Raw genomic sequence first — 22,983 nt, 5'->3', positions numbered from 1 at the left:
ATAGGTGGCGCAGCCAAGCACATCCGCTCGGGTTGCGCATGCTCCCTCTCCCCCTGGGAGGGGGGAGAGGGGACTCACGCCGCTTCCTTCACGCCGGCCGGCACTCGGCGATGAGCGCCGCCACCGCCTCGTTCCACGGCAGGTCGAGCTGCGAGCCGTTGCGCCGCCGCAGCCGGACCGAGTTCCACTCCATCTCCCGATTTCCCACCACGGCGAGCCACGGCACTCCCGCCTGGTGCGCATCGACGATCTTCTTGGACAGTGACTCGCCCCGGACATCCACGCTCGCGCGGCAGCCCACCTCCCGCAGCTTCGCGGCGAAGCGCTCGGCGTAACTGGCGGCTGCCTCGCTCACCGCCGCCACCACCACCTGCTCCGGCGCGAGCCACGCGGGCAGCGAGCCCTCGTGGTGCTCCAGCAGGATGCCGAGGAATCGCTCCAGGCTCCCGAGCATCGCCCGGTGGAGCATCATCGGCCGGCGTTTCTGTCCCGAGGCGTCCACGTAGCTCAGGTCGAACCGCTCCGGCAGCACCAGGTCCAACTGGATGGTGCCGCACTGCCAGGCGCGGCCGAGCCGGTCCTTCAGCACGAACTCCAGCTTGGGTCCGTAGAAGGCGCCCTGGCCGGGTTGCATGTGGCACTGGAGGCCTACCTGTTTCGCCGCGTCGAGCAGCAGCGACTCGGCCAGATCCCACACCTCGTCACTGCCCGCGCGCTGGGCGGGACGGCTGGAGAAGGCCACCTCCACGTGCTCGAAGCCGAAGTCCGCGTAGAAGGCCTGGAGCGAGCGGCAGAAGCGGAAGACCTCCTCCCGCATCTGCTCCTCGGAACAGAAGATGTGGCCATCGTCCTGGGTGAACTGGCGCAGGCGGAACAGGCCGTGGAGCGCTCCACCGGGCTCGTTGCGATGCACCAGCCCGAACTCACCCAGCCGCACGGGCAGGTCCCGGTAGCTGGGCGCCATGCGGTGCACCAGCTGGATGTGGCCGGGGCAGTTCACTGGCTTCACCGCGAGGTGCCGCTCGCCCTCGTCGGCGAGCTGGAACATGTTCTCGCGGAAGTTGTCCCAATGGCCGCTGCGCTCCCAGATGGGCTGGGCCAGGATTTGAGGGGTTCTCACCTCGCTGTAGCCCTCGCGTTGCATCTGCTGCCGGACGCGGCTCTCGATGAGCCGGTAGAGCAGGTAGCCGCGGGGGTGCCAGAAGACCATGCCGGGCGCCTCTTCCTGCAGGTGGAAGAGGTCCAGGCGCTGGCCGAGGGAACGATGGTCGTGTGCGTCGAGCATGGCGTACTCCGATTCGGGGAAAGAAGCCTTCCGGTCGGAGCACTGAGCGCTTGCACGGACGCCCCGGCCGGTGAAGGCGGGGCAGGGAACCGTGCGTTCGTCAGCTCACTTCACGCACGAGTCCACTCCCGCCGTCTGAGTGGCGGTGGTGGTCGTCGTGGTCGTGGCGCTGAAGAAGCTCACGCGACGCAAAGTGCGCGCGGCGTCATTTTTTGTCAAGCCGGGTTGCGGTGACTGTCTGGCCGCCGTGCACGGGGCGCGGCGGCCGGGAGGAAGCGTTGTCAGGCACGGAGCAGCGCATGCGTCACGTGCGGACCGCGAGCCACTCCGTGAGCAGTTCGGGCGTGCGGCGGGCCCCCATGGCGCGGGCGTAGTCGAGCGCCGTGCGGCCCTCGGCATCCTTGCGCTCCGGTGCGGCGCCGCGCGCGAGCAACAGCTCGAGCACGTCCACCTGGTCGAACATCGCCGCGAACATGAGAGGCGTCTTGCCGTCTGGTCCCGAGCCATCCACCCGGGCGCCGTAGTCCAGCAGCAGCCGGGCCATGGAGGTGCTCCCCTTGAAGGCGACCCCGGCCAGCGGTGTCTGGCCGCGGTCGTTGATGCGCTCGGGGTCGGCACCCCGCTCCAGGAGGGCCCGGGCGGTGCCCTCCTGGCCGAGGTAGCTCGCGAGCATCAGCAGGGTGTCCCCCTTCTCGTTGCTGAGGTTGACGGGCAGCCCCGCGTCGATGAGCCACGCCAGGTTGGCTGTCTCTCCCGCCCGCGCGTGCTGGAATGCCGTCCGCGCCAGGGCCATCACGTCATTGTCCATCACCATCGTCTGCGAATCAGGAGTCTGGTTCTTCATGGGAGAGCCTCGAGAAGGGAGAAGGGGGAGAGGAGTGCTCAGCGCGAGCGGCGCTTGTCGTGGACGGCCTTGGCCACGCGCGCGCCGTACTCCTCGTCGGCGTTGCGGAAGTGGGCGATGGCGCGCGTGATGACGTCCTCGCGGCTCACCTGCGACAGGCTGCCCGCGATGTTCTCCACGAGGCGCTGGCGCTCCGGCTCGCTCATCACCCGGTAGAGGTTGCCGGCCTGGACGAAGTCGTTGTCCTCGGCGTGCCGCACCGGGACGTAGGTGCCCGTGAGGCCGGTGACGGAGACGCCGAGCCCGGTGGCGTCGCCCGACTGCGCGGGGCCGTTGTAGCTGTTCGGCTCGTAGTTCTTGTGGCGCCCGCTGTTGCCGTCGAAGGCCATGGCGCCGTCACGGCCGTAGTTGCGCGCGCCACCCTGGACACCCCTGGGCGAGTTCACCGGCAGCCGGGTGTGGTTGATGCCGAGCCGGTAGCGCTGCGCATCGCCGTAGGCGAAGAGGCGCGCCTGGAGCATGCGGTCCGGCGAGGGGCCGATGCCGGGCACGAAGTTGCTCGGGTCGAGCGCGGCCTGCTCCACGTCCGCGAAGTAGTTGTCCGGGGCCCGGTTGAGCACCAGCTTGCCCACCTCGATGAGGGGGTAGTCCTTGTACGGCCACACCTTGGTGAGGTCGAACGGGTTGAAGCGGTACGTAGGCGCGTCCGCCTCGGGCATCACCTGCACCTTGAGCGTCCACGAGGGGAATTCACCACGCTCCAGCGCCGCGTAGAGGTCGCGCTGGTGGTGCTGCGGATCCCTTCCGCCAATGGCCGCCGCCTCCTCGCTGGAGAGCGTGCGGATGCCCTGGTCGGTCTTGAAGTGGAACTTCACCCAGAAGCGCTCGCCCTTCGCGTTCACCCACTGGAAGGTGTGCGAGCCAAAGCCATCCATGTGCCGCAGCGTGGCGGGGATGCCCCGGTCACCGAAGAGCCAGGTGAACTGGTGCGTGGCCTCGGGCGAGTAGGAGAAGAAATCCCACTGGTTGTCGGGCTCCTGGCAGTTGGTGAACGGGTCGTACTTCTGCGAGTGGATGAAGTCCGGGAACTTGATGCCGTCGCGCAGGAAGAAGACGGGGGTGTTGTTGCCCACCACGTCCCAGTTGCCGTCCTCGGTGTAGAAGCGGACCGCGAAGCCACGCGGGTCGCGCGCGGTGTCGGGGGCGCCCTTGGAGCCGGCCACGGTGGAGAAGCGCAGGAAGACCTCGGTGCGCTTGCCCTTCGTGTCGAAGAGCTTCATGAGCGTGTAGTTGGAGAGGTTCGGGTGGGTGACCTCGAAGTATCCGTAGGCGCCCGAGCCCACCGCGTGCACCACGCGCTCCGGGATGCGCTCACGGTTGAAGCGGGCGAGCTTCTCCAGCAGGTGGTGATCCTGCAGCAGCACCGGGCCCGCGGCGCCGGCGGTCTGGGAATGCTGGTTGTCGGCGACCGGAGCTCCGGCCTCGGTGGTCAAGCGGGGACGATTGGACACGCGATTTCTCCTGCGAGTGGCGTCAGTGCGTTTGTGACGTGACGGAAAGTAGAGAGTTCGCGCTGAGTTGCCCAAGACATCATTCCGATGGGAGTGATAGGAGGGGGCTATCAGTTGTTCCAGAGCCCATGCCTTCCCTGAACGACATCTCCCTGAGGCAATTGGAGTACCTCGTCGCCGTCGCGGACCTGCTCGGCTTCCGGCGAGCGGCCGAGCGGTGTCACGTCTCCCAGCCGGCCCTGAGCGCGCAGATTCAACAGCTCGAGGACGTGTTGGGGGTGAAGCTCTTCGAGCGGGACAAGCGCCGGGTGATGCTGACGCCCGCCGGAGCGGAGCTGGTGGCGCGGGCGCGCAAGGTACTCACCGAGGCTGGGGACATTCTGTCCGCCGCGTCGCGGTTGTCGGATCCGTTCGCGGGGCCGCTGAACCTGGGGGTCATCCCCACCATCGCGCCCTACGTGCTGCCCGAGATCATCCCCGCGCTGGTGAAGCAGTACCCCCGGCTCCAGATCCGCCTGCGCGAGGACAAGACGGAGGTGCTCGTGCGAGACCTGGAGGAGGGACGGTTGGACGCGGCCCTGCTGGCGCTCGTGCCTGAGGTGGGGGACGTGGAGCACGCCATCATCTCGGAGGATCCCTTCGTCGTCGCGGCCCCCCCGGGACACCCGCTGGAGAAGAAGGAGCAGGTGCAGTTCCGGGACCTGGACGAGGAGAACGTGCTGCTGCTGGAGGACGGCCACTGCTTCCGGGGGCAGGCGCTCGCGCTGTGTACGCGCATTGGTGCCCGGGAGGTGGATTTCCGGGCGACGAGCCTGACCACCCTCGCGCAGATGGTGATGTCGGGCGCGGGGGGCATCACGCTGCTGCCCGCGCTCTCGGTGCCCATCGAGAACCGGCTGGGTCAGCTCGTGGTGCGGCCCTTCTCGGACCCGTCACCGAGCCGCACCATCGCCCTGGTGTGGCGCCCGGGTTTTCCCCGGGCCGATGCGCTCCGGGCGCTCGCGGGTACGCTCCGCTCCGTGTGGCCCGGGAACAAGACAGCGACGAAGCGCTGATACTTCCTTCACTACTCCTGCCACTACTCCCTCCACTACTCCCTCTCCCCTCGGGAGAGGGTTGGGGTGAGGGTGCCTGGACCCGTTCTCCAACCCGTGGCCCACAGTGGGGTCAGGGGTTCAACTCGTGATTCGTGGCACCCTCACCCCGTCCCTCTCCCGAGGGGAGAGGGGAAATGCGCTCGAGGGAAATGCGCTCAGCGCACCGCGTATGTCAGGCGCATCGGCTGGCCGTTGCGCTCCACCTCCAGCTCGATGTGCGGAGACTCCCGCAGCTTCTGGAAGGCCTCGAGCCCGCGCTCGGCGCTGGCGATGGAGAGCCCGTTGATGCGCTGCAGGATGTCTCCGTTCTGGAGGCCAATCCGGCCGTAGAGCGAGCCTTGCCGGATGGAGAACAGCTTGAATCCCTGCGGCTCCCCGTTGCGCATGGCGGGGATGACGCGCGCCTGCATGAGCAACTCACTCGGATTGGCGAGCGCCACGTCCAGGTCCTTGCGCGAGACCTCGTAGCTCTGCGGACCCAGCTGGCGGACCTCGACGCCGGACTTCGGTTCCGTCGCGGAGGGCGCCGTCGCGGCACGCGGCTCCACGGGCGGGGGAAGCGCGTCCGTCGCCGTGGCGCTGACGTACTCCAGCCTCCCCGAGTTCATCAGCAGCACCCGCGTGCGCTCGATGGCCACCACCTCGGCACCCAGGATGTCACCGCCCATCCACACCGAGCGCGTGCGGCGCGTGGTGCCCTCGTACACGGAGGCGAAGGTGTTGGAGGGATTCGCCCCCACCATCGTGCCCAGCAGCTTCAGGCCCAGCGTGTTGGGCACCGCCTCGTCGTTGTCCTCCTCCGGAGCGCGGATGACCTCCTCACGCAGCTTGTCCGGCAGGCCCAGGATGCGGGCGAGGGGTCCCAGGGAGAGCGGGGTCGGCAGCTCCTGCTTCGCACGTACCTTCTTCGGCGGCTCCTCGATGGAGGGGCCCGGCTGGAGCCAGGCGTCCACCACCGAGTTCACGCCATGCGCCGCCACCAGGCATGTGCACGCGATGCAGAGCAGGGTGAGTGCATGGAACGCGGGACGGACGAGCGTGGACATCGGCGGCCTCCAGGAGGGGAGCGTGGATGCACTCCCCCAAAGCAAGGCCGGGACCAACGGCTTCGTGACGTGCCACTCCAGAGGGAAGAGGGGGGCTCTTCCCCGGGTGCCGCACACCCCGCGCGCGACAACCTGTCAGCGGTGGCTCGCGGGGGGGTGACAGCCCGTCCAGCCGCGCACCTGGAGAAAAACAAAAGGGGCACACGCCCGAGAGCGTGTACCCCTTGAGTGCAGCGGATGCGGGCCGAATCAGGCGGCGCGGAGCAGGCTGGCGGCCTTGAACGCCGCGAACTGCGCCAGGTTGTACTTGTCGCCCTGGGCGGCGGGGGTCTCGTCGCCCTTGCGCGAGCTCATCAGGCCCTTGACCAGGTCCAGCACGCCACCGGTGCTGTTGGCCTGCGAACCCAGGCCGATGGCGGCGCCGAGGCCCGTCTTGCTCAGCAGCGAGCCGGCCTTACCCAGCAGGCCGCCACCGAGGTTGCCCACGAGGCCGCCGATGATGCCCTTGAGGCCGCCACCGTTGAGGACGCCGTCGGCCATGCCGACGATCTTCCGGGCGCCCGCGACGAAGGGACCCACGCCCGGGATGAACGAGGCGATCTGCCCCAGGGGACCATTCAGGAGCTTGTTGGCGAAACCAACCGCCTTCTTGGCGAAGTCACCGATCTTGCTGAAAGCCTTGCCGATTCCCTTGATGAAACCCATGGCGAAACCTCGTGTTTGGAAGTAGTGGGCGCTGCGTTGAAATGATTATCGGAGGGGGGGGTTGGAAGTTGCGTGGGGGTGATTTTCGGGACGATTTATTTGAAGCCCCCTCCAGGAAAGCCCAATGAAATCAGGGCTTTGACGGGGTGCGGCCCTTCTTGATCGCGTCCTCGAGGCCCGGATCAGCCTTGATTTTCACGGCCTCGCCGCCCTGGGCGGACAGATCCACGCCCTTCTTGCGCGCATCGTCGAAGCCACTCGGGGCCTGGCCGGCCTTGAAGGCCTCGACGCTGGCGCGCACGCTGGCCTCGATGGCCTCGGAGGTGGGCGGCTCGACGCCCATCTTCCGCAGGTTCTCGTCGCTCACGACGAGGAACGCGGGCTCCACGCCCGGGTTGTTCATGTAGTACCCGACGGTGTTGACGAACTCGTCGAGCTCCATCTCGAGCTCCGCGGCCATCTTGGCGATGTTCGGGTCCGCGAGGATCTTCGCGCGCAGCTCGGCGGAAACGGGCGGGGGGGCGTCGAGTTGATCGATGTCGGTTCCAGCTCCAGCGGCTCCAGCTCCATTGCTCATATGAACCTCGTGGGTAGGGGTATTGGACTTTCGGCGGGGCAGCTTACGAGGAAAGCCGGATTCCCGTCGAGGGCACCCGGGATCTCCATCCTTCAACAGCCTGCTACATCCCGCGGACGTTGAATTGGCCGGTATGGGCCCGGCCTCCCAGAGCTCGAGCCATACCGGCGGCTCTGGCTGGGAAGGTGCGAAGCATACAAGGCGTCAGTGATGTCTGGCTTTCGCCACACGGCCTGTCTGGGTGACAGGCATTGAGAGTGGGCCGGGCATGTCAGATGCGGGCTGTATCTTGTGTTCATCAAGCCTGGTCATGCCATGACACCACGACATCGCACGTCCATCTCCATGCAAAACATTTCTCGTTCCCCGGCTCCCGCGCTGCTTTCCTCGGCCGGGCGTGAGGGGCTCATCCGCCGGGAGACTCCCCTTTTCGAGGACATCGAGCCCCTGGACCTGGAGGACTTCCTCACGGGCTCTTCCTCCCGGCGCAAGGACTTCGCGGAGCGGCTCATCACGCACCTGAGCGAGCGCGGGTTCTTCTACCTGGAGCGGCCCTCCGCGTTGCTGGCGCGGCACGGCCTGGAAGGGAACTTCGAGCGCTACGAGGCCATCTACCAGCATGCCCTGCTGGCACATCCATACCTGAACGATTTGATGCACGCGCCCACCGTCTTCCAGACGGGCTACAACTTCACGTGGTTCCCGGAGTCCACCGTGGTGCGGCAGGCCATCGAGGCCTTCATGGCCAAACCCGCCACGTGGAGGAACTTCCGCAAGCAGTGCGTGCCCGCGCCGGTGCGCGATCTGCTGGAGGCCTCGGAGGAAGTCTACCGGGCCTGCTACGCCGTCGCGCTCGTGCTGCTGGAGGCGCTGGAACTGGGCTACGGCCTGCGCGAGGGCGGGCTGCTGCGCCTGTTCCGCAAGCAAACGGAGGGCGCCGTCCGCTTCGTGAAGTACCACGCGCCCAATGCCACGCGGTTGCGCCGGCAGCTCATCACGCACGCCTCCGAGCCCCACTCCGACAAGAGCTTCTTCACCTTCAACCTGGGCGAGTCCCGGCCAGGCCTGGTCTGGCTGGGCGGAGACAGGCCATGCCTGCTGCCCAACGGGGAGGGGCACTGGCTCATCACCTCGGGCCGCTACTCCGAGGGGCTGACGCGGCTGTTGGACCGGCCCGTGATGCCGTTCCCGCACACCGTGCACAACGATGGGGAGCGGGTCGTCATCCTCGGTTTCGTGACGCCAGAGGGGATGCTGCACGACATCCCGGTCGAGGAGTGGCCCATGCCGCGGCTCGCATCCTCGACCCATGGCTGAGCTCTTCTTCTCGCCACACCCGGATGACATCGCGCTGTCGGCCTTCGCGAGCATGCTCCGGGTGCCTCCGGGCGTGCCCCGGGCGTTGATCAGCGTGTTCACCCAGAGCTGTTGGGAGTTCGTCTTCCCGGTGGACCGGACACGGGCGCTCGCGGTGACGTCGCGGCGGCTGGAGGAGGACCTGCGCTTCGCCCGCGCCTGGGGGGCGAGCCTGGTGCACCTGGGCTTTCGCGACACGAGCCTCCGGATGTCCCCGGGCGTGGAGGATCGGCGTCCGTCCGCCACGGATCCACTCCTTCCCTCTGTCGAGGCCGCGCTGCGGGACGTGCTGGAGAACGAGGCGCCGGACGTGGTGTGCCACGTGCCGCTGGGCATCTCCGGGCACGTGGACCATCTCATGGTCCGGGACTCCATCCTGGCGCTCCGTGGGGGCGCGCGGGGCGTCGTGTTCTACGAGGACCTGCCGTACTGCGAGCGGTACACGGAAGAGGAGATAGCGGCCTTCGTGCGCGCGCTGGGGCTGGGGCTCGCTCCGCACCTGGTGGACCTGGAAGCGGAATGGCCCGCGAAGGTGGAGGCGATGCGCCTGTACGAGAGCCAGCTCGAGGAAAAGACGATTCCCACCATCGAACGCTACGCCCGGAGGATTGGGGCGGGGCGGGGGATGGCCGAGCGGGTGTGGAAGGTGGATGCGAGATGAATACGCGTGACCTGGAATGGGAAGGACCGCTGCTGGTGCATGTCTCCTATGAGGCGACGCGCACGCAGGGAGGCGTGGGCGTGGTCCTGTCGCAATTGCTTGCATCACCCGCGTTTCGCGAGGGCTGCCGGCGCACGCTGCTGGTCAGTCCGCTGGTGCGGCCATGCGGCCTGGGCAGCTACGAGATGAGCGAGTCGCTCGAACGGGACCTGGAGGCCGGCGGGGAGGTGCTCTACAGCGGCCTGCGGCGGCACAACCCGCCGGAGCTGGCGCGGCGTCTGCGGCCCGTGGAAGAGCGGTACGACGTGTCGTTCGTCTATGGGAGGAGGGAGGCGCCGGGGGGCCCCGTGGAGGTGTTGCTGGTGGACCTGACGGATGTGCTGCGCGGCCATCGGGTGCGCCTGGGCACCATGCCGTCGTTCCTGGCGCGCATGCGCACGCGTCTGGGGATCGACGTCCAGCTCGACTGCCGGGGTGCGCGCTCTTCGCCCTGGCGGCTGGCGTCCAGGGCCTGGCGGAGCCTCTTCGGCGAGCGGCTGGGCGGCTCCGCGCTCGTGAATGATCTCCACCGGAAAGCGGTGCACCATGGCTTGCGGCACGCCCCGCCGCTGGACCACGACGCGATGATGGGACTGGTGATGGCCGAGCCCGTCTTCGACGCGGTGGAGGTGCTGAGGCCGGAGGATGGCTCGGGCGCCGTCATCCTCGCGCAGGAGCACCTGTCGCTGCCCCTGGCGTACAAGGCCCGGCTGGACGGCGGCGGGTGGTGCCGGACGGTGTTCTACGCGGGCGAGGTGCGCACGCCGCGGGTGGTCGTCGAGTACGGCGCGCGGCCGGGGCAGGTGGCCTCGGACAACCGCTATTACCAGGTGCAGCGCCTGGGGCTCGCACAGGGACGGACGATGGACGAGGTGTTCCCGGTGGGCTCCTGGACCAGCTTCCAGGTCCTCCGGGGCGGCCACCAATGTGATGTCGTGGGGGCCGTCAGCGAATCCGTGGCGGACGAGCTGCGCTTCCTGGACCGGGGCTTCCGGGCGCGGCCGCTCACCGTCATTCCCCATGGCCACCGCGCCGTGGAGACGAGCTGGGAGGCGCGCGATGACAGCCGGGCGAAGGTGCTCCGGCATGTGAAGGCGCACTGGGGAGTGGACTGCCAGCTCCTCCTCACGCGCATCTCACGCGACGAGGTGTGCAAGGGTTTGTCGCGGGACGTCACCGTCTGCGAATACCTGGCGGAGTTGCTGCCGAAGGAGCGGCTGCCGGCGGTGCTGCTCCTGGTGACGGAGTGGTGGGAGAAAGACCTCTCGCCCAACATCCGTGCGCTGAGGGCGCGTGTGGAGGCGTTCAACGCGCGGCGGACGGGCATCCACATCGCGCTCATCAACCAGCCCACCTGGCCCGCCGGGCTGGACTTCACGCGCGATGACCTGCTCCGGGCGACGGACGTGTCGCTGGGGCAGTCGATGTACGAATCCTTCGGCCTCGCGCAGCTCGAGGCGCTGAGCGGCGGGGCCATCTGCGTCATCTCGGGCGTGAGCGGAGCGCGCCCGGCGGTGCGCGCGCTGTGCGAGCGGCTCGGGACGCCCGAGGCGGCGTATCCCAACCTCGTGGTGGCGGACTACGCCGCGGAGGAGACTCGGGTGCCGCCGCGCACCCTCGAGGAGTGGATGGCTTTGTCCGGGGAGGAACTCCACGCGCTGGAGCGGCGGACGGCGGAGTCCGTGGCGCGGCGGGTGGTGGAGCGGCTTCCCCGTGACGAGCGGGCCGCCCGAGAGTTGTTGGAGACGGGCCGGCGGCTCGCCGGGCAGATGCAGTGGGAGCCGCTCATCCGTGAGCAATTGATTCCCTTCATCATTGGAACCTGACATGCATTCGAATGCACCGGTGGCCACGCTCATCGTGGCCGCTCATCCCGAGGACGTGGCGCGTCTGTTCAGCACGGTCTGCGCCGGGGCGGATGTCGCCATCGTGACGGAGGAGGACGGCCTTGGCCGCGAGCTGGAGACGGTGGGTCTGGTGCTCGGGGCGCGCAGCACGCGAGCGCTGACGCCCGCCGGGCTGGATCCCTGGTGCCGCGAGCAGGCGGCCCGAGGCGGCGTGCGGGTCTTCACCCACAGCCCCCAGGAGGATGCGCCACGCCACCGCGACGTCTGCCTCGCGGTGAGCCGCGTGTTCGACCGGCTCCAGGTTCCCGCGCTCGGAGCGAGGCCCACCTCGTACCAGGTGCTGGACGACGCGGCCTTCCAGCGCAAGCTGGAGCTGCTGAACGCGCTCTATCGCGAGCGGCCCGGTGGCTCGGAGGCGTGCACGCACCCGGTGCGGGATGGGCTGGGAGTGGAGGCGTTCTGCGAGGTCCGTCACCCGGATGTGGTGCGGGCGTTGTCGCTGACGAAGCCGGAGATCTTCGCCGAGTTGGAGGACCCGTGGGGCTTCACCCACTCGACGTACGAGCGTGAGCGCTACGACCTCACGGCCCGCGTCCTGGGCGCGCTCACCGGACAGGGGATCCCGCCCCGGATCGTGGTGGACGTCGGGGCCTGTGAGGGATTGATGACGGAGCGGCTCCGGGCGCTGTTCCCGGAGGCGGTGGTGCACGCGGTGGAGCCGGACCCCCACTTCGCCGCGCGTCTGCGCGAGCGGTTGGGAGGCGACGAGCGGGTGAGCATCGTGGAGGCGTCCGCGCTGGACGTGCCGCTGGAGGCGGACCTCGTGCTGCTGGCGGAGGTGCTGTACTACCTGCCCGTGGAGGCGGGGCGTGAGCTGCTGGGCCGCATCCGTGCCTCGCACCTGTTGACCTCCTACGGTGGGCGGTTCGGTGAGGAGGTGCACGCGGCGCTGAGGGAGCTCGGGTGGCGGCAGGTGGTGTGTGGCTCGCTACCCGCGCGCATCGAGCCAGTAGATGGCGTGGCGAGCCCGCTGCTGGTCCGGCGGGCCGGCACGGACGTGAGACTCTGGAGCCGGTGAAGCCCAGGAGAGGACGTCTGTCTATGACGGGCTCGCGTCGCTCATGACGCTTCCGAGCCACCCCATCAATGCCCGCACCTTGGGCACGTGCTGCTTCGAGCGGTGGACGACCATCCAGATGTCGCGCGAGGGGAGCCGGTCGCTGCTCCGGGCTCCTACCCGCCGTGGCGCCACCTCCACGACGCCGTGGAGCCTCGCGGCGAGACCCCGGGGCAGCAGGGCCACTCCGAGCCCTGCTTCGACCGCGAGCCCGAGGGACTCGAGGTCCTCGACGAGCAGCCGTGGGGGACGCGTGGCGAAGGCCTGTTCGGCGTGGCGCTGTTCGGGGATGCCGCCGACCGAGCCCGTCAGGCCCATCCAGGGGGTCTCGGAGTGGAGCTCCAGTGAGGAGGCCGCGAAGAGGGCATAGGAGGCCGTGCCGACCTTCCTCGCGACGAGCTCGCCCCGCTCGGGGCGCACCATCCGGAGCGCCACGTCGGCTTCTCCGGCGGCGAGGCTGTTGATCCGGTTGTCCGCCAGGATGCGCAGGCGCAGGTGGGGAAAGGCCCGGTAGAACTCGGGCAGGCGGGGGGTCAGCTTCCAGCGCACCATCTCGCCGATGGTGGTCAGCGTGAGCTCGCCGCGAAGCTCCGGCGTGTCTTCCAGCGCGGACCGCGCCGCCAGCGCGGCCTCCACCATGGGTTGCACCGCCGCCAGCAACGAGGACCCGCGCTCCGTCAGCCGCGGCGGCGCTTCGCGCAGCAGCAACGGAGAACCGGCGCTCTCCTCCAGCCGCGCCAGGTGTCTGCTGACGGTCGACTGGCTCACGCCCAGGGCTTTCGACGCCGCCGTCAGACTCCCGAGGCGCGCGACCGCCTCGAACGTGCGCAACAGCTCCCACTCCATCCGGACCCCCATGCAAAAATGGATGCCTGGGTTCCGAATCTAGCGATTTCCATCCATTCGTGCGGTCTCTAGTTTACGGGTCGATTCCGTCTCACTGGAGCGCTCCATGAAGATCCGCCACCTGCGCAACGCCACCGCCCTGCTGACACTGGGAGAGCACCGTCTGCTGATCGACCCGATGCTCGCCAGGCCGGGCTCGATTCCGGGCTTCAAGTTCTTCGGAGGCGGCCGCCGCCCCAACCCCCTGGTCCCCCTGCCGCCCGACACGTTCTCGTGGTTGGAGGAAGTGACGGGCGTGCTCGTCACCCACCCCCATCCGGATCATCTGGACACGGCGGGCATCCGATGGATCCGCAAGCACGGGTTGCCCGTGTGGACGAGCCGGTTGGATGCGCCGGGCCTCGGGAAGAGGGGACTCACCGTTCACGCGCTGGAGGATGGTGCACTCGGGATGGGGGTGGAGCGCATCCCGGTCCGGCACGGGCGCGGGCTGCTCGCATGGCTGCTGGGCCGCGTCTCGAGTTACTACCTGGCGCACCCGGACGAGCCGAGCGTGTACATCACGTCGGACGCGGTGCTCACGGAGGACCTCCTGGCGGCAGTGGAGCGCCTCCAGCCCGACGTCATCATCGCTCCGGCGGGCTCGGCGAACTTCGGGGTGGGCGGCGATATCCTTTTCTCCGTCGACGAGCTCGTGACACTCGTCAGGCGGGCACCCGGTCTGGTGGTGCTGAATCACCTGGAAGCGCTCGACCACTGCCCGACCACGCGCGAAGGGTTGCGCGAACGGATGAAGGCCGAGGGACTGCTCGAGAAGGTGTTCATTCCCGCGGACGGAGATGAGCTGCACTTCGCACGGCCAGAGAGGGCACGCGGGCCGGTGGCACCGGGGCCCGGTGCGACGCAGGAGCGCGAGCGCGCGAGTCTTGCCAGTCACATGTGAGCGCCCAGGTTTGGAGCACTGGGAACGGCCCACGCGGCGGGAGGTGCTCTACGTCCCCGCTGCCACCTCCTCGATGCGCGGCTCCATGCGCACGGTGGAGGTGAGGGACAGGCCAATGAAGCAGTACTTGTGGGCCTTCTCGAACATCTCGCGCACCTTGGCCGCGTCAGTCCCGGGGGCCACGCGGATGGTGGGCGCGAGGCGGATTTCAGTGACGCGGGTCACCTTGCCCTCGGTGCCGAGCACCACCTGCACGTCGTCCACGTAGCCGCGCACGTCCAGGTGCACCTTCCTGGCGAGCGACAGGAAGGTGAGCATGTGGCAGGTGGCGAGCGAGGCGCCGAGCATGTCCTCGGGATTCCACCGCGTGTCGTCCCCGCCGTAGGGCCCCGCGGCGCTCACCGCGATGTCCGGCTTGCCCGGTGCGGAGGCTACCGCCGCGCGGCTGTGCTCGCCCGCGGCGTAATCGGTGGTGGTGCCTTCCCAGCGCAGCGAGAGAGGGTAGATGCCGGACATGGCTCCTCATCTACCAGCTCAGCACCCAGGGCGGAAACGCCCTACGGCCTACCAGCAGAAGCGGCCGTCCGAGCACACGCCACTGGACGGGCAGCAGGAGCCGTTCGAGCAGTAGCCCTGGCAGATGCTCCCGCAGTCCACGTTGCAGCTGTAGCGGGTCTCGTTCGGATCACAGAAACCATCGCCGCACCACGTGCCGCCGCAGTCCTGCGCACACACCTCATTGGACTCGCAGATACCGTTGCCGCAGACGGTGGGCGGGTAGCGGTCCGCCTCGGTGGGCGCCGGGCACGCGGCGTTGCACTGGTAGTACAGGCCGTAGCAGATGGTGTTCTTCTGGCAGCTCGGGTGCCGCTGGAAGTAGTAGGGGTAGTCCGACACCTTCTCCGCGCAGACGGAGCAGCCCGTGCCGCGACACCCGTTCCACTGGCCCGCCGTCCCGTTACATGTCAGCTCCGCCGTGCTCTGGCCCACCGGCTCGACGGACATGGCCGGCGCCTCGTCGGCGCCCACCCCGGGCTCCATCTCCTGACCACAGCCGCTCCCCACCACGAGCAGCATCGCCAACAGCAGGGACTTCGTTCCTACCTGGAGAATCCGCATGCAAGCCTCCGGCAGCCGCCCCACGGGCAGCGCCTCCACTCGCCGTTCATTCGGCGAGGTTCGCAACAACCCGGCCTTCTCCGAGTGAACGAGGCCTCCGCCCATTTGTCGCATTCTCCGGAATTTCCGGCTTATTTGAGGACGTTGAATCGCTCGGTGTAGGCCCGGAAGCGCTCGGCCACTCGCTGGGCATCGAGCCCGTAGTGCTCCAGCGTGTACTGGTGCACGCCGTGCTTGTGGCGCGGGTTCTCCGCGAGCCACGACTGGACGACTCCGGCCGCCGCCTCCTCTCCGCCCAGTCCGGCCCAACGGTGGATGCGCTGCACCTGGCCCGTGGGGTCCGCCATCAGCTCGTCGTAGTGCACGTCGATGAACTGCTCGGGGGATGCCTTCGCGCGCACCTCCATGGCCCGGTCCATCGCCTGGCCCCACGTGTCGAGCCACTGCCGCCCCAGCGCCACCGGCTCATGGTTGCGGACCGACAGGACGCGCGAGGCCTCGTACATGCTGCACCCGGAAGCCACCACCTCGCGCGGGTCGCGGTGGGTCTGGATGATGCGCGCATCCGGGAAGACGCTCAGCAGCGCGTCCAGGCTGTAGAGGTGGATGGGGCTCTTGAGCACCAGGTGGTGGGCCCGGGACTTCCACGTGAGGAGCTGGAGCACCTCGCGGTAGTAGTGGTAGGCCGGCACCCTGTCCGTGCTCAGCAGCCAGCTCATGTAGCCCGGCAGGTGCGCGCGGCTCTCGGCGGCGAAGTCGGTGAAGCTCAGCCCGAGCAGGAAGAGACACTCCTCGGGCGCGGTGGGCTCGAAGGGGTGGATGGTCTTCATGGCCGGAAGTGCCTTGTGCGCCTGCTCGGCGAAGAGGCGGGCCCGCTCGATGCGCGGATCCGAGGCTTCCGTCGCCGGGTCCGGCGGCGGCGAGGGCCACAGCAGCTCCCACATCTTCGGCGCCCGGGCTCCGGGCATCCTCGCGAGCAGGTTGAAGAGCAGCGTCGTGCCCGTCCGCATGAAGCCGACGATGAACACGGGCCGCTCGATGGGCACTTCGCGGATCTCCGGGTGGCGCGCGAGGTCCGCGGCGATGTGCAGCCGCTGCACCAGCAGCCGCAGCAGTCCCCTCCGGATGGAGAGCCGCCCCACGAGCGACAGGTCTCCCTCCTCCTCCAGGGCGCGCGTCAGTCTGCACAGGGGCTCGATGAAGCCCTCGTCACCGAAGTCGTTCAGGCCCGTCTGCTTGCGTGCCTCCGCCATGAGCCGGTCCGCGTTCAGCTCGAAGGCCACGCGGCCCACGCCACTGCCGAGCTGGTTGAGCAGCCGCATGCTCAGGGGGAGCTGTATCGCCGTCACGGCGTTCTTGCCTTCCATGGTGTCCAACCTCTCAGTGGAGCTCGAAAGTGACCGGGGGCTTCCCGGGAAGCCGTTCGTCCAGGTGCTCGGCCAGGACGCGGCGGGTACGCAGCGCCTCGTCATTGGCCAGCTCCTTCAGCTCCGCCAGGTACGTCAGGCCCTCGATGGCATGGGCCTCGGCGACGCCGAAGTCGATGAAGCACGCCAGCTCGTCCGCCCCGGCCTCCATCAGCCGGTCCACCATCGGCAGGCACGAGGTGGGCGTGCCAATCAGCGCGCTCATCCGGTAGTGCTGCTCGAAGGCGAACGTGGCCAGCGAGTCCAGCCACTTCGGATCGTCGATGTCCATCTGGATGTCCAGGCTTCGCACGCGCATCTGCTGGAGCCTCAGGTGCGTGCGCAGGTAGTGCGTGAGCGGACCTCGGACCCTATCGAGCACCTCGCCGGAGTCCCGCCCCACGAACGTGTGCAGCATCACCGACACCGTGCCCGCCGCCGGGTCATGTCCCGCTCGCGCCCGGGCCGCCCGGTAGAGGGCGATCTTCTCCCGCACCTCGTCCACCGGTTGCGAGGCCAGTGACGTCAGCACGTTCAGGCCCAGCTCGCCCGCCTTCTCGAAGAGCTCGGGGTTGCCGGGGCAGGTGAGCCAGATGGGCAGCTCGGGTTGGACCGGCCGGGGGAAGGTGCGGAGCTGGACCTCGTTGCCCGCTCCGTCTCGCGTGGCCACGGCTCCTCCGCGCCAGAGCTCCCGTACCTGCTCCAGCGAGCGGAACAGCACCTCGCGCTTACCCTCGAAGTGGTCCGGTGCCAGCGCGAAGTCGTTGGGCATCCAGCCGGACGTCACGGACAGGCTCACCCGGCCCTTCGACAGGTTGTCGATGACCGCCCACTCCTCCGCAACCCGGAAGGGACTGTGCAACGGCAGCACGACGCTGCCCGAGCGCAGGCCGATGCGCTCGGTGATGGTGCTCAGCGCGGCGCTCAGCACCGAGGGGTTCGGGTAGAGCCCACCGTGCTCGTCGAAGTGACGCTCGGGCGTCCAGATGGCCGTGAAGCCGTTGCGGTCCGCGAACCGTGCTCCGTCGAGATAGAGGCGGTATTTGTCGCTCGTGCCCGCGCCCTCGTTGGCGAAGAAGAAGAGGCCGAAGCCGGGCTTCTTCCGGGCTCCGGCCGCTGGGCGCACCGGCTCCACACGGGCCACGAGTGCGCCGGAGCCGGGCGTGCTCGAATCGGGAACCACGGACACCCGGGCCACCGCCGGGTGCCGCGCGAGCACGGCCTGGACCTCGGCCGCTCCGAAGCGGTTTCCCCCCGTGATGGAACCCGCCACGCGGTTCTCCGGCATCTTCGGTGGCGGCGAGAGCGCGGAAGGCTCCTGCTCGGCCCGAAGCGCCAGTTCCTCCAGGAGCGTCCCGAGGTGCGCGGCGGCATGGGCCACCGCCGTGGAGGCGAGCTGTCCGGGGTCATAGTGGAACCGCAGCTCCAGCCGGGGTCCCTGCTCGGCGCGGACGACGAGCGGCGCGGGGAAAGACGTCACCTCATGGGTGAGGCCGTGGAAGCCGAGGCTCCGGGCGAGAGGTCCCAGGCCCTCGTCCTCGGTACCGGTGGTGACGATGCTGTCGAAGAGAGGCAGGTTCTCCGGAGGAACCTCGAGCCAGCTCTGGAACTGGGAGGGCGCGAAGTAATCGGAGGCGTGCCGCTCGGCGTGTTCGGCCTGGAGACCCCTGAGCCAGCGCAGCAGCGTGCCACGGGAGGGGACCTGGAGCCGGCGGGGAACGAGCGTGGCGAAGCGCCCCACCAGCGTACCGCCGCCGGACAGTGCGGCCGGGAGCCCGTGCGTGAAGGTGCCGAAGAGCAGATCTTCCCCCTGACCATACTGCTGGAGCAACACCGCCCAGGCGGCGTGGAGCAGCGTCGAGAGCTCCAGCGAGTGCTGCCGCAGGAACGCCTGCACGTGGGCGGTGGCCGTGGGCTCCAGGAGGAACCGCTGCATCATCCCCTCTCCCTCTGGGAGCGGGCCGGGGTGAGGGTCTTCCCGCCGTGTCACACGCCACGCCTCGGGAATCCGTGAGCACCGTGCGCCCTGGAGCGGCTCTCGGGCCCGCCGTTCCGACTCCTGAGCGTCCTGTTGCTCGAACCACGCCATGAAGTCGCGGTGGGGCCGGCTCCTGCCGAGCACTGCCTCATTTCCCTCACGAGCGGCGCGATAGAGCACCATCAGCTCGCGGAGGCACACCTGCGCCGAGTCCTCATCGAGCACGAGCGGGTGGTACGTGAGGACGACCGTGCCCATCTCGGGCGAGTCCCGCAGCACGGTGACTCGGAGCAGGGGCGCGTTCGCGGGATTCATGCTCCGTCGCCGGTCCTCCTCGAGGAACGCCGCGAGCGGGGCCGTCCGCTGCTCCAGGCGGGGCTCGACCTTCTCGCGCACCACCTGCACGGGCTCGTTCATGCCCTGGGCGAAGAAGGCGGTGCGCAGGGCGGAGTGTCTGGCGAGCAACTGGCGCAATGCGGACGTGAGGGCCGCCTCGTCGAGCCCCTGGCGGAAGCTCCAGTGGAGCTGGGCGGGACGGGCCTCCGGTGCCGAGGCCCGGGAGAGAAGCTCCCGCTGCACGGGCGAGAGCCGGTAGACATCCTGGACGTTCTTCATGGGAGGGCGGCCTGCAGATGGCGGGCGAGCTCGGCCACGAGGGGTTCGGTCATGATGGAGTAATGGTCTCCCGGCATCTTGACGAGCTGGGGCGGCTGTTGCGTCACGGTGTCCCAGCCTCCCATCGGTCCCGAGGCGGCCGCGAGCGCGCCTTCCTCCGGGCGGATGAGGAGGAGGGGCGCGGGGTGACCCCTGGCGGGCACGTACTCCTGGAAGGCACGGGCGTGGGCCCGGTAGACGCCGAAGCGCGCCCGCAGCACCTCGAGTCCCACGCCGGGAGGCAGCGCGCCCACGCTGCGGGCCCGCTCTCCCAGCAGGGCGAGCCGTGCCTCGGCGTCGAGTGGAGCGAGCTCCTCGGCGGACAGCGTGAGCTCGTGTCCGGCGATGCGTCCCAGCTCCATCGCGAAGCCTGGCAGCAGCGTCGTGTCATCGAGCCGCGCGGGCCCGGCCCCCGGCTGGAGCGTGGGCACCCAGCTGTCGATCAGCGCAACCCACTCCACGCGCTGCCCCCGGCGAATCAACTCGCGCGCCATCTCGAAGACGACCAGTCCGCCCATGGACCAGCCCGCGAGGGAGTAGGGGCCCTCGGGCTGCACCTTGCTCAGGACCTCGAGGTAAGCCGCCGCCATGGCCTCGAGCGAGGTGAAGGGCTCGCGGGTGCCATCGAGCCCCGGGGCCTCGAGCCCGTAGACGGGTTGCTCCATCCCCAACCGCCGGGACAGTGGCACGTAACAGAGCGCGCTGCCGCCAATGGGGTGCACACAGAACAGGGGCCGCCGCTTGCCCTTCGTCTGGATGGGGACGAGCGGCGTCCAGTCCGTGCTGGCCGAGGGCTCCTGTCGCAGCAGCTCGGCGAGCCGCTCGACGGTGGGGTGCGTGAAGAGGACCGACAGGGGCAGGGTGCGGCCCAGCCGCTTGGACACCTGGGACAGCAGGCTCATCGCGAGGAGCGAGTGCCCACCCAGCGCGAAGAAGCTCTGGTCGATGCCCACCGGCCGCACGTTCAACAGCTCCTCCCAGAGCTCGACGAGCCGCAGCTCCACGGCGTCACGCGGGGCCATGGGAGGCGCCTCGGGAGCGCGGGCGCCCGTGGGCGCGGGCAGGGCCTTGCGGTCCACCTTGCCGTTGGGGGACAGCGGTAGGACGTCCAGCACCACCACCGCCGAGGGCACCATGTGCGTGGGCAGCCGCTCCGAGAGGTAGCCATGCAGCACCTCGGGCTCCGGCGTGTGGCCCGCGCCCGGTACCACGTAGGCCACCAGCCGCCGGTCACCCGGTATGTCCTCGCGAGCCACCACCACCGCTTCCTTCACCGTGGGGTGCTCCAGGAGCCGCGATTCGATCTCCCCCGTCTCGATACGGAAGCCGCGGATCTTCACCTGGTGGTCGGCGCGGCCGAGGAACTCGATGCGGCCATCCGGCAGGTACCGGGCGATGTCTCCCGTCCGGTACATGCGCTCGCCCGGCTCGCGGCCGAAGGGATTGGGGAGGAAGCGTTCCGCGGTGAGCTCCGGCCGGTGGAGGTAGCCCACCGCGAGCCCGTCTCCGCCGATGTACAGCTCGCCGGGCACGCCCACCGGCACGGGTTGGAGCTGCCCATCCAGCAGGTACACCTGGGTGTTGGCGATGGGCCGGCCGATGGAGACGGTGCGCTCCACCTGTCCCGGCTCCTTCATCACGTAGCAGGTGGTGAAGGTGGAGCTCTCCGTGGGCCCGTAGCCGTTGATGACCCAACCCGCGCGCGAGAGCCGCTCCCTCACCCGGCCCGGAGGAATCACGTCACCGCCAGCGAGCACCTGGCGTACGGAGTCCAGCGCCTCGGGGTGGTACGCCACCATCTGGTCGAAAAGGGGTGCCGTCAGCCACAGCGTCGTCACCGCGTAGCGCTTCAGCACCCCGCCCAGCTCCTCGAGCGAGTGCATGTGCGGAGGGCACACGGCCAGTTTCGCGCCGTGCAGCAGGCTGCCGAAGAGCTCGAAGGCCGAGGTGTCGAAGGAGATGGGCGACAGCAGGAGGAAGGTCTCTCGTGGCCCGGTCTCGAAGTAGCCGGTGTCCATGGCCATGCGCATCACGCCGCGGTGGGGCACGCACACGCCCTTGGGCCGTCCCGTCGAACCCGAGGTGTACATGACATACGCGAGGTCCATGGGGCGGGTGCCCACGGACGGCGGTGTTTCCTCGCGCGACGCGGCGAGCTTCTCGCGGTCCTCGTCCATGAGCACGCGCCGCTCGCTGCCCGAGGGCAGCAGCTCCGCCAGGGAGCGCTGGGTGACGAGCACGGAGACGCGGGCCTGGTCCAGCATGAAGGCCAGTCGCTCGCGAGGGTAGGCCGGGTCCAGGGGCAGATAGGCCCCGCCCGCCTTGAGGATGCCGAGCACGCCCACCACCGTCTCCGGCGAGCGCTCCATGCACAGGGCGACGATGGCGCCCCTCCCCACGCCGAGCGAGCGCAGGTGCCACGCGAGCTGGTTGGCGCGCCGGTCCAGCTCCCGGTACGTCAGGTGTGCGCCCTCGGCCTCCACCGCCACGGCGTCCGGCGTCCGGGCCACCTGGGCCTCGAAGACCTCGTGGAGGCAGGCGTCGCGCGGGAAGGGCCGCGTGGTGTCGTTCCACTCCAACAGCAACTGGCGCCGCTCCTCCTCCGTCACCAGGGGCAGCTCGTGCAGCCGCCGCTCCGGATGGGCGACCATGCCCTCCAGGAGGACGCGCATGTGTCCGAGCATCCGATCGACGGTGGCGGTGTCGAAGCGGCCCGTGTCGTGGACGAGCTGCAGCTCCAGCGTCTCGGCCAGGTCCGCCATGAGCGTGAGGGGATGGCCCGTCCGGGGGTCCGCGTAGCCGATGCCGTCCAGGGTCACCTTCCCACCAGCAAAGGGAGGGAGCTTCGGCATCGGTCCGCTGTGGATGGCGATGACGCTCTGGAACAGCGGCTGCCCACGCGGCACCTGTCCGAGACCCTGCACCTCCACCAGTGAGAGTTGATCATGCCGGCGCGCGGCGACCTGGTCCGCCTGGAGCTGCTTGAGCCAGGGGACGAGCCGGGCCTCGGGAGGCACCTCCGTGCGCAGCACCAGCGTGTTGATGACGAGCCCCAGCATCAGCTCGGAGCCGGGGAGGGACGGAGAGCGGCTGGAGGTCACGTTGCCGAAGGCCACGTCGTGCTCGCCGCTGTAGCGGGAGAGCAGCAGGGCCCAGGCGCCCTGCACGAGCGTGCCCGGTGTGAGCTGATGCTGACGGGCGAGCGCCGCGAGCCGCTCCATGGTGGTGGCGGGCAGGCGGATGGAGCGGGCGGCATACGTCGCGTCCGCCTGGATTGGCAGCTCGGCGCCCCGGTCCACCCAGAATGGCGTGGGCGCGGTGAAGCCCTGGAGCGCCTGCCGCCAGTATTGCTCGGACTCGGCGCGGTCTCGCTTCGACTGCCAGGCGATGAAGTCCCGGAAGGGGCGGACCGGCTCCAGCTCCGGCTCGCGTCCCAGGGAGAGCGCGTCGTAGTGCGAGGCGAGCTCCCGCAGGCACAATGGCAGCGACCACCCGTCGAGCAGCAGGTGGTGGTAGCTCCACAGGCACCGGTACAGCTCCGGCCCGAGCCGCAGCACGGCGAAGCGCATGAGGGGGGCCGCGGTGAGGGTGAAGCCCCGCTGCCGGTCGGTGGCGAGCAGGGCGTTCCACTTCGCCTCCTGCTCGCTCGCCGGGAGGTCCTGCCAGTCCTGCTGCTCCCAGGGCACCTTCACCTCGCGGCGCACGGCCTGGATGGGCTCGGCGAGGCCCTCCCAGAAGAAGGCGGTGCGCAGCACGGCATGGCGCTCCACCATCCGTTGCAGCGACTGGCGCAGCAGCGCGGCATCGAGCGGCCCGCGCCACAGCCAGTACACCTGCTCCACATAGGTGCCTCCCCGGGGCGAATAGAGGCTGTGGAACAGCATGCCCTGCTGCATCGGCGAGAGCCGGTAGACATCATCGACGTTCTTCATGGCGTCCTCGGGGATGCGGT

The 22,983-nt window shown here is 69.3% G+C and carries 18 protein-coding genes; 6 read left to right on the top strand and 12 right to left on the bottom strand.

From position 1 onward, the window contains the following. Positions 1 to 88 precede the first annotated feature (88 nt). The 3 genes from thrS to BO221_RS04835 form a co-directional block, all read right to left on the bottom strand. Positions 89 to 1,285, bottom strand: a complete 1,197-nt coding sequence (thrS, locus tag BO221_RS04845) for a threonine--tRNA ligase (RefSeq protein WP_073559085.1) — start codon at positions 1,283 to 1,285, stop codon at positions 89 to 91. A gap of 304 nt (positions 1,286 to 1,589) precedes the next feature. Beyond that, positions 1,590 to 2,129 carry an ankyrin repeat domain-containing protein gene (locus tag BO221_RS04840; RefSeq protein ID WP_073559084.1) on the bottom strand — a complete coding sequence of 180 codons (540 nt, stop codon included), beginning with the start codon at positions 2,127 to 2,129 and terminating at the stop codon, positions 1,590 to 1,592. A gap of 38 nt (positions 2,130 to 2,167) precedes the next feature. Next, positions 2,168 to 3,640, bottom strand: coding sequence for a catalase (locus tag BO221_RS04835; protein ID WP_073559083.1), 1,473 nt, complete (start codon positions 3,638 to 3,640; stop codon positions 2,168 to 2,170). Positions 3,641 to 3,768: 128 nt separating this feature from the next. Here BO221_RS04835 and BO221_RS04830 point away from each other — a divergent pair, with 128 nt between their 5' ends. Further along, complete coding sequence (locus BO221_RS04830; RefSeq protein ID WP_073559082.1) at positions 3,769 to 4,695, top strand: LysR substrate-binding domain-containing protein; 927 nt, start codon at positions 3,769 to 3,771, stop codon at positions 4,693 to 4,695. Between the two features lie 197 nt (positions 4,696 to 4,892). Here the strand turns inward: BO221_RS04830 and gspC are convergent, their stop codons facing one another. From gspC to BO221_RS04815, 3 genes are all read right to left on the bottom strand, one after another. Then, on the bottom strand, positions 4,893 to 5,783 hold the full coding sequence (gene gspC, locus BO221_RS04825) for a type II secretion system protein GspC (RefSeq protein WP_073559081.1): 891 nt from the start codon (positions 5,781 to 5,783) through the stop codon (positions 4,893 to 4,895). A 249-nt stretch (positions 5,784 to 6,032) separates the two neighbouring features. Then, a complete protein-coding gene (locus tag BO221_RS04820) occupies positions 6,033 to 6,488 on the bottom strand; it encodes a hypothetical protein (RefSeq protein WP_073559080.1) in 456 nt (151 codons plus the stop codon). 130 nt (positions 6,489 to 6,618) lie between these two features. Then, positions 6,619 to 7,065: a hypothetical protein gene (locus BO221_RS04815; RefSeq protein WP_073559079.1), complete on the bottom strand. Its 447-nt coding sequence runs from the start codon at positions 7,063 to 7,065 to the stop codon at positions 6,619 to 6,621. A 345-nt stretch (positions 7,066 to 7,410) separates the two neighbouring features. Here BO221_RS04815 and BO221_RS04810 point away from each other — a divergent pair, with 345 nt between their 5' ends. Genes BO221_RS04810 through BO221_RS04795 form a run of 4 tightly spaced genes read left to right on the top strand, consistent with a single transcriptional unit; the run spans position 7,411 to position 12,046 of the window. After that, positions 7,411 to 8,382: a hypothetical protein gene (locus BO221_RS04810; protein ID WP_073559078.1), complete on the top strand. Its 972-nt coding sequence runs from the start codon at positions 7,411 to 7,413 to the stop codon at positions 8,380 to 8,382. Next, entirely contained in the window at positions 8,375 to 9,082 is a 708-nt protein-coding gene (locus BO221_RS04805) for a PIG-L deacetylase family protein (RefSeq protein ID WP_073559077.1), read from the top strand. Before BO221_RS04810 ends, BO221_RS04805 begins: the two co-directional genes overlap by 8 nt. After that, positions 9,079 to 10,947 carry a hypothetical protein gene (locus BO221_RS04800; protein ID WP_073559076.1) on the top strand — a complete coding sequence of 623 codons (1,869 nt, stop codon included), beginning with the start codon at positions 9,079 to 9,081 and terminating at the stop codon, positions 10,945 to 10,947. Before BO221_RS04805 ends, BO221_RS04800 begins: the two co-directional genes overlap by 4 nt. 1 nt (position 10,948) lies before the next feature. Then, the gene (locus BO221_RS04795) at positions 10,949 to 12,046 is read left to right on the top strand and encodes a trans-aconitate 2-methyltransferase (RefSeq protein ID WP_073559075.1); all 1,098 of its coding nucleotides are present in this window, start codon (positions 10,949 to 10,951) and stop codon (positions 12,044 to 12,046) included. 21 nt (positions 12,047 to 12,067) lie between these two features. Here the strand turns inward: BO221_RS04795 and BO221_RS04790 are convergent, their stop codons facing one another. Continuing rightward, complete coding sequence (locus tag BO221_RS04790; protein WP_158079787.1) at positions 12,068 to 12,931, bottom strand: LysR family transcriptional regulator; 864 nt, start codon at positions 12,929 to 12,931, stop codon at positions 12,068 to 12,070. A 106-nt stretch (positions 12,932 to 13,037) separates the two neighbouring features. Here BO221_RS04790 and BO221_RS04785 point away from each other — a divergent pair, with 106 nt between their 5' ends. Beyond that, complete coding sequence (locus tag BO221_RS04785; RefSeq protein WP_073559073.1) at positions 13,038 to 13,874, top strand: MBL fold metallo-hydrolase; 837 nt, start codon at positions 13,038 to 13,040, stop codon at positions 13,872 to 13,874. A gap of 48 nt (positions 13,875 to 13,922) precedes the next feature. Here the strand turns inward: BO221_RS04785 and BO221_RS04780 are convergent, their stop codons facing one another. The 5 genes from BO221_RS04780 to BO221_RS04760 form a co-directional block, all read right to left on the bottom strand. Continuing rightward, the gene (locus BO221_RS04780) at positions 13,923 to 14,390 is read right to left on the bottom strand and encodes an OsmC family protein (protein ID WP_073559072.1); all 468 of its coding nucleotides are present in this window, start codon (positions 14,388 to 14,390) and stop codon (positions 13,923 to 13,925) included. A 48-nt stretch (positions 14,391 to 14,438) separates the two neighbouring features. Beyond that, positions 14,439 to 14,993: a hypothetical protein gene (locus BO221_RS04775; protein ID WP_143195257.1), complete on the bottom strand. Its 555-nt coding sequence runs from the start codon at positions 14,991 to 14,993 to the stop codon at positions 14,439 to 14,441. Between the two features lie 131 nt (positions 14,994 to 15,124). Further along, complete coding sequence (locus BO221_RS04770) at positions 15,125 to 16,360, bottom strand: sulfotransferase (protein ID WP_073559473.1); 1,236 nt, start codon at positions 16,358 to 16,360, stop codon at positions 15,125 to 15,127. A gap of 13 nt (positions 16,361 to 16,373) precedes the next feature. Next, a complete protein-coding gene (locus BO221_RS04765) occupies positions 16,374 to 18,992 on the bottom strand; it encodes a MupA/Atu3671 family FMN-dependent luciferase-like monooxygenase (protein WP_073559070.1) in 2,619 nt (872 codons plus the stop codon). Beyond that, a complete protein-coding gene (locus tag BO221_RS04760; RefSeq protein ID WP_073559069.1) occupies positions 18,989 to 22,963 on the bottom strand; it encodes an amino acid adenylation domain-containing protein in 3,975 nt (1,324 codons plus the stop codon). Before BO221_RS04760 ends, BO221_RS04765 begins: the two co-directional genes overlap by 4 nt. Positions 22,964 to 22,983: the final 20 nt, after the last annotated feature.

The sequence above is a fragment of the Archangium sp. Cb G35 genome, assembly GCF_001896145.1.
Classification (GTDB): Bacteria; Myxococcota; Myxococcia; order Myxococcales; family Myxococcaceae; genus Archangium; species Archangium violaceum.
This window is presented reverse-complemented; position numbering and strand designations above follow the sequence as displayed.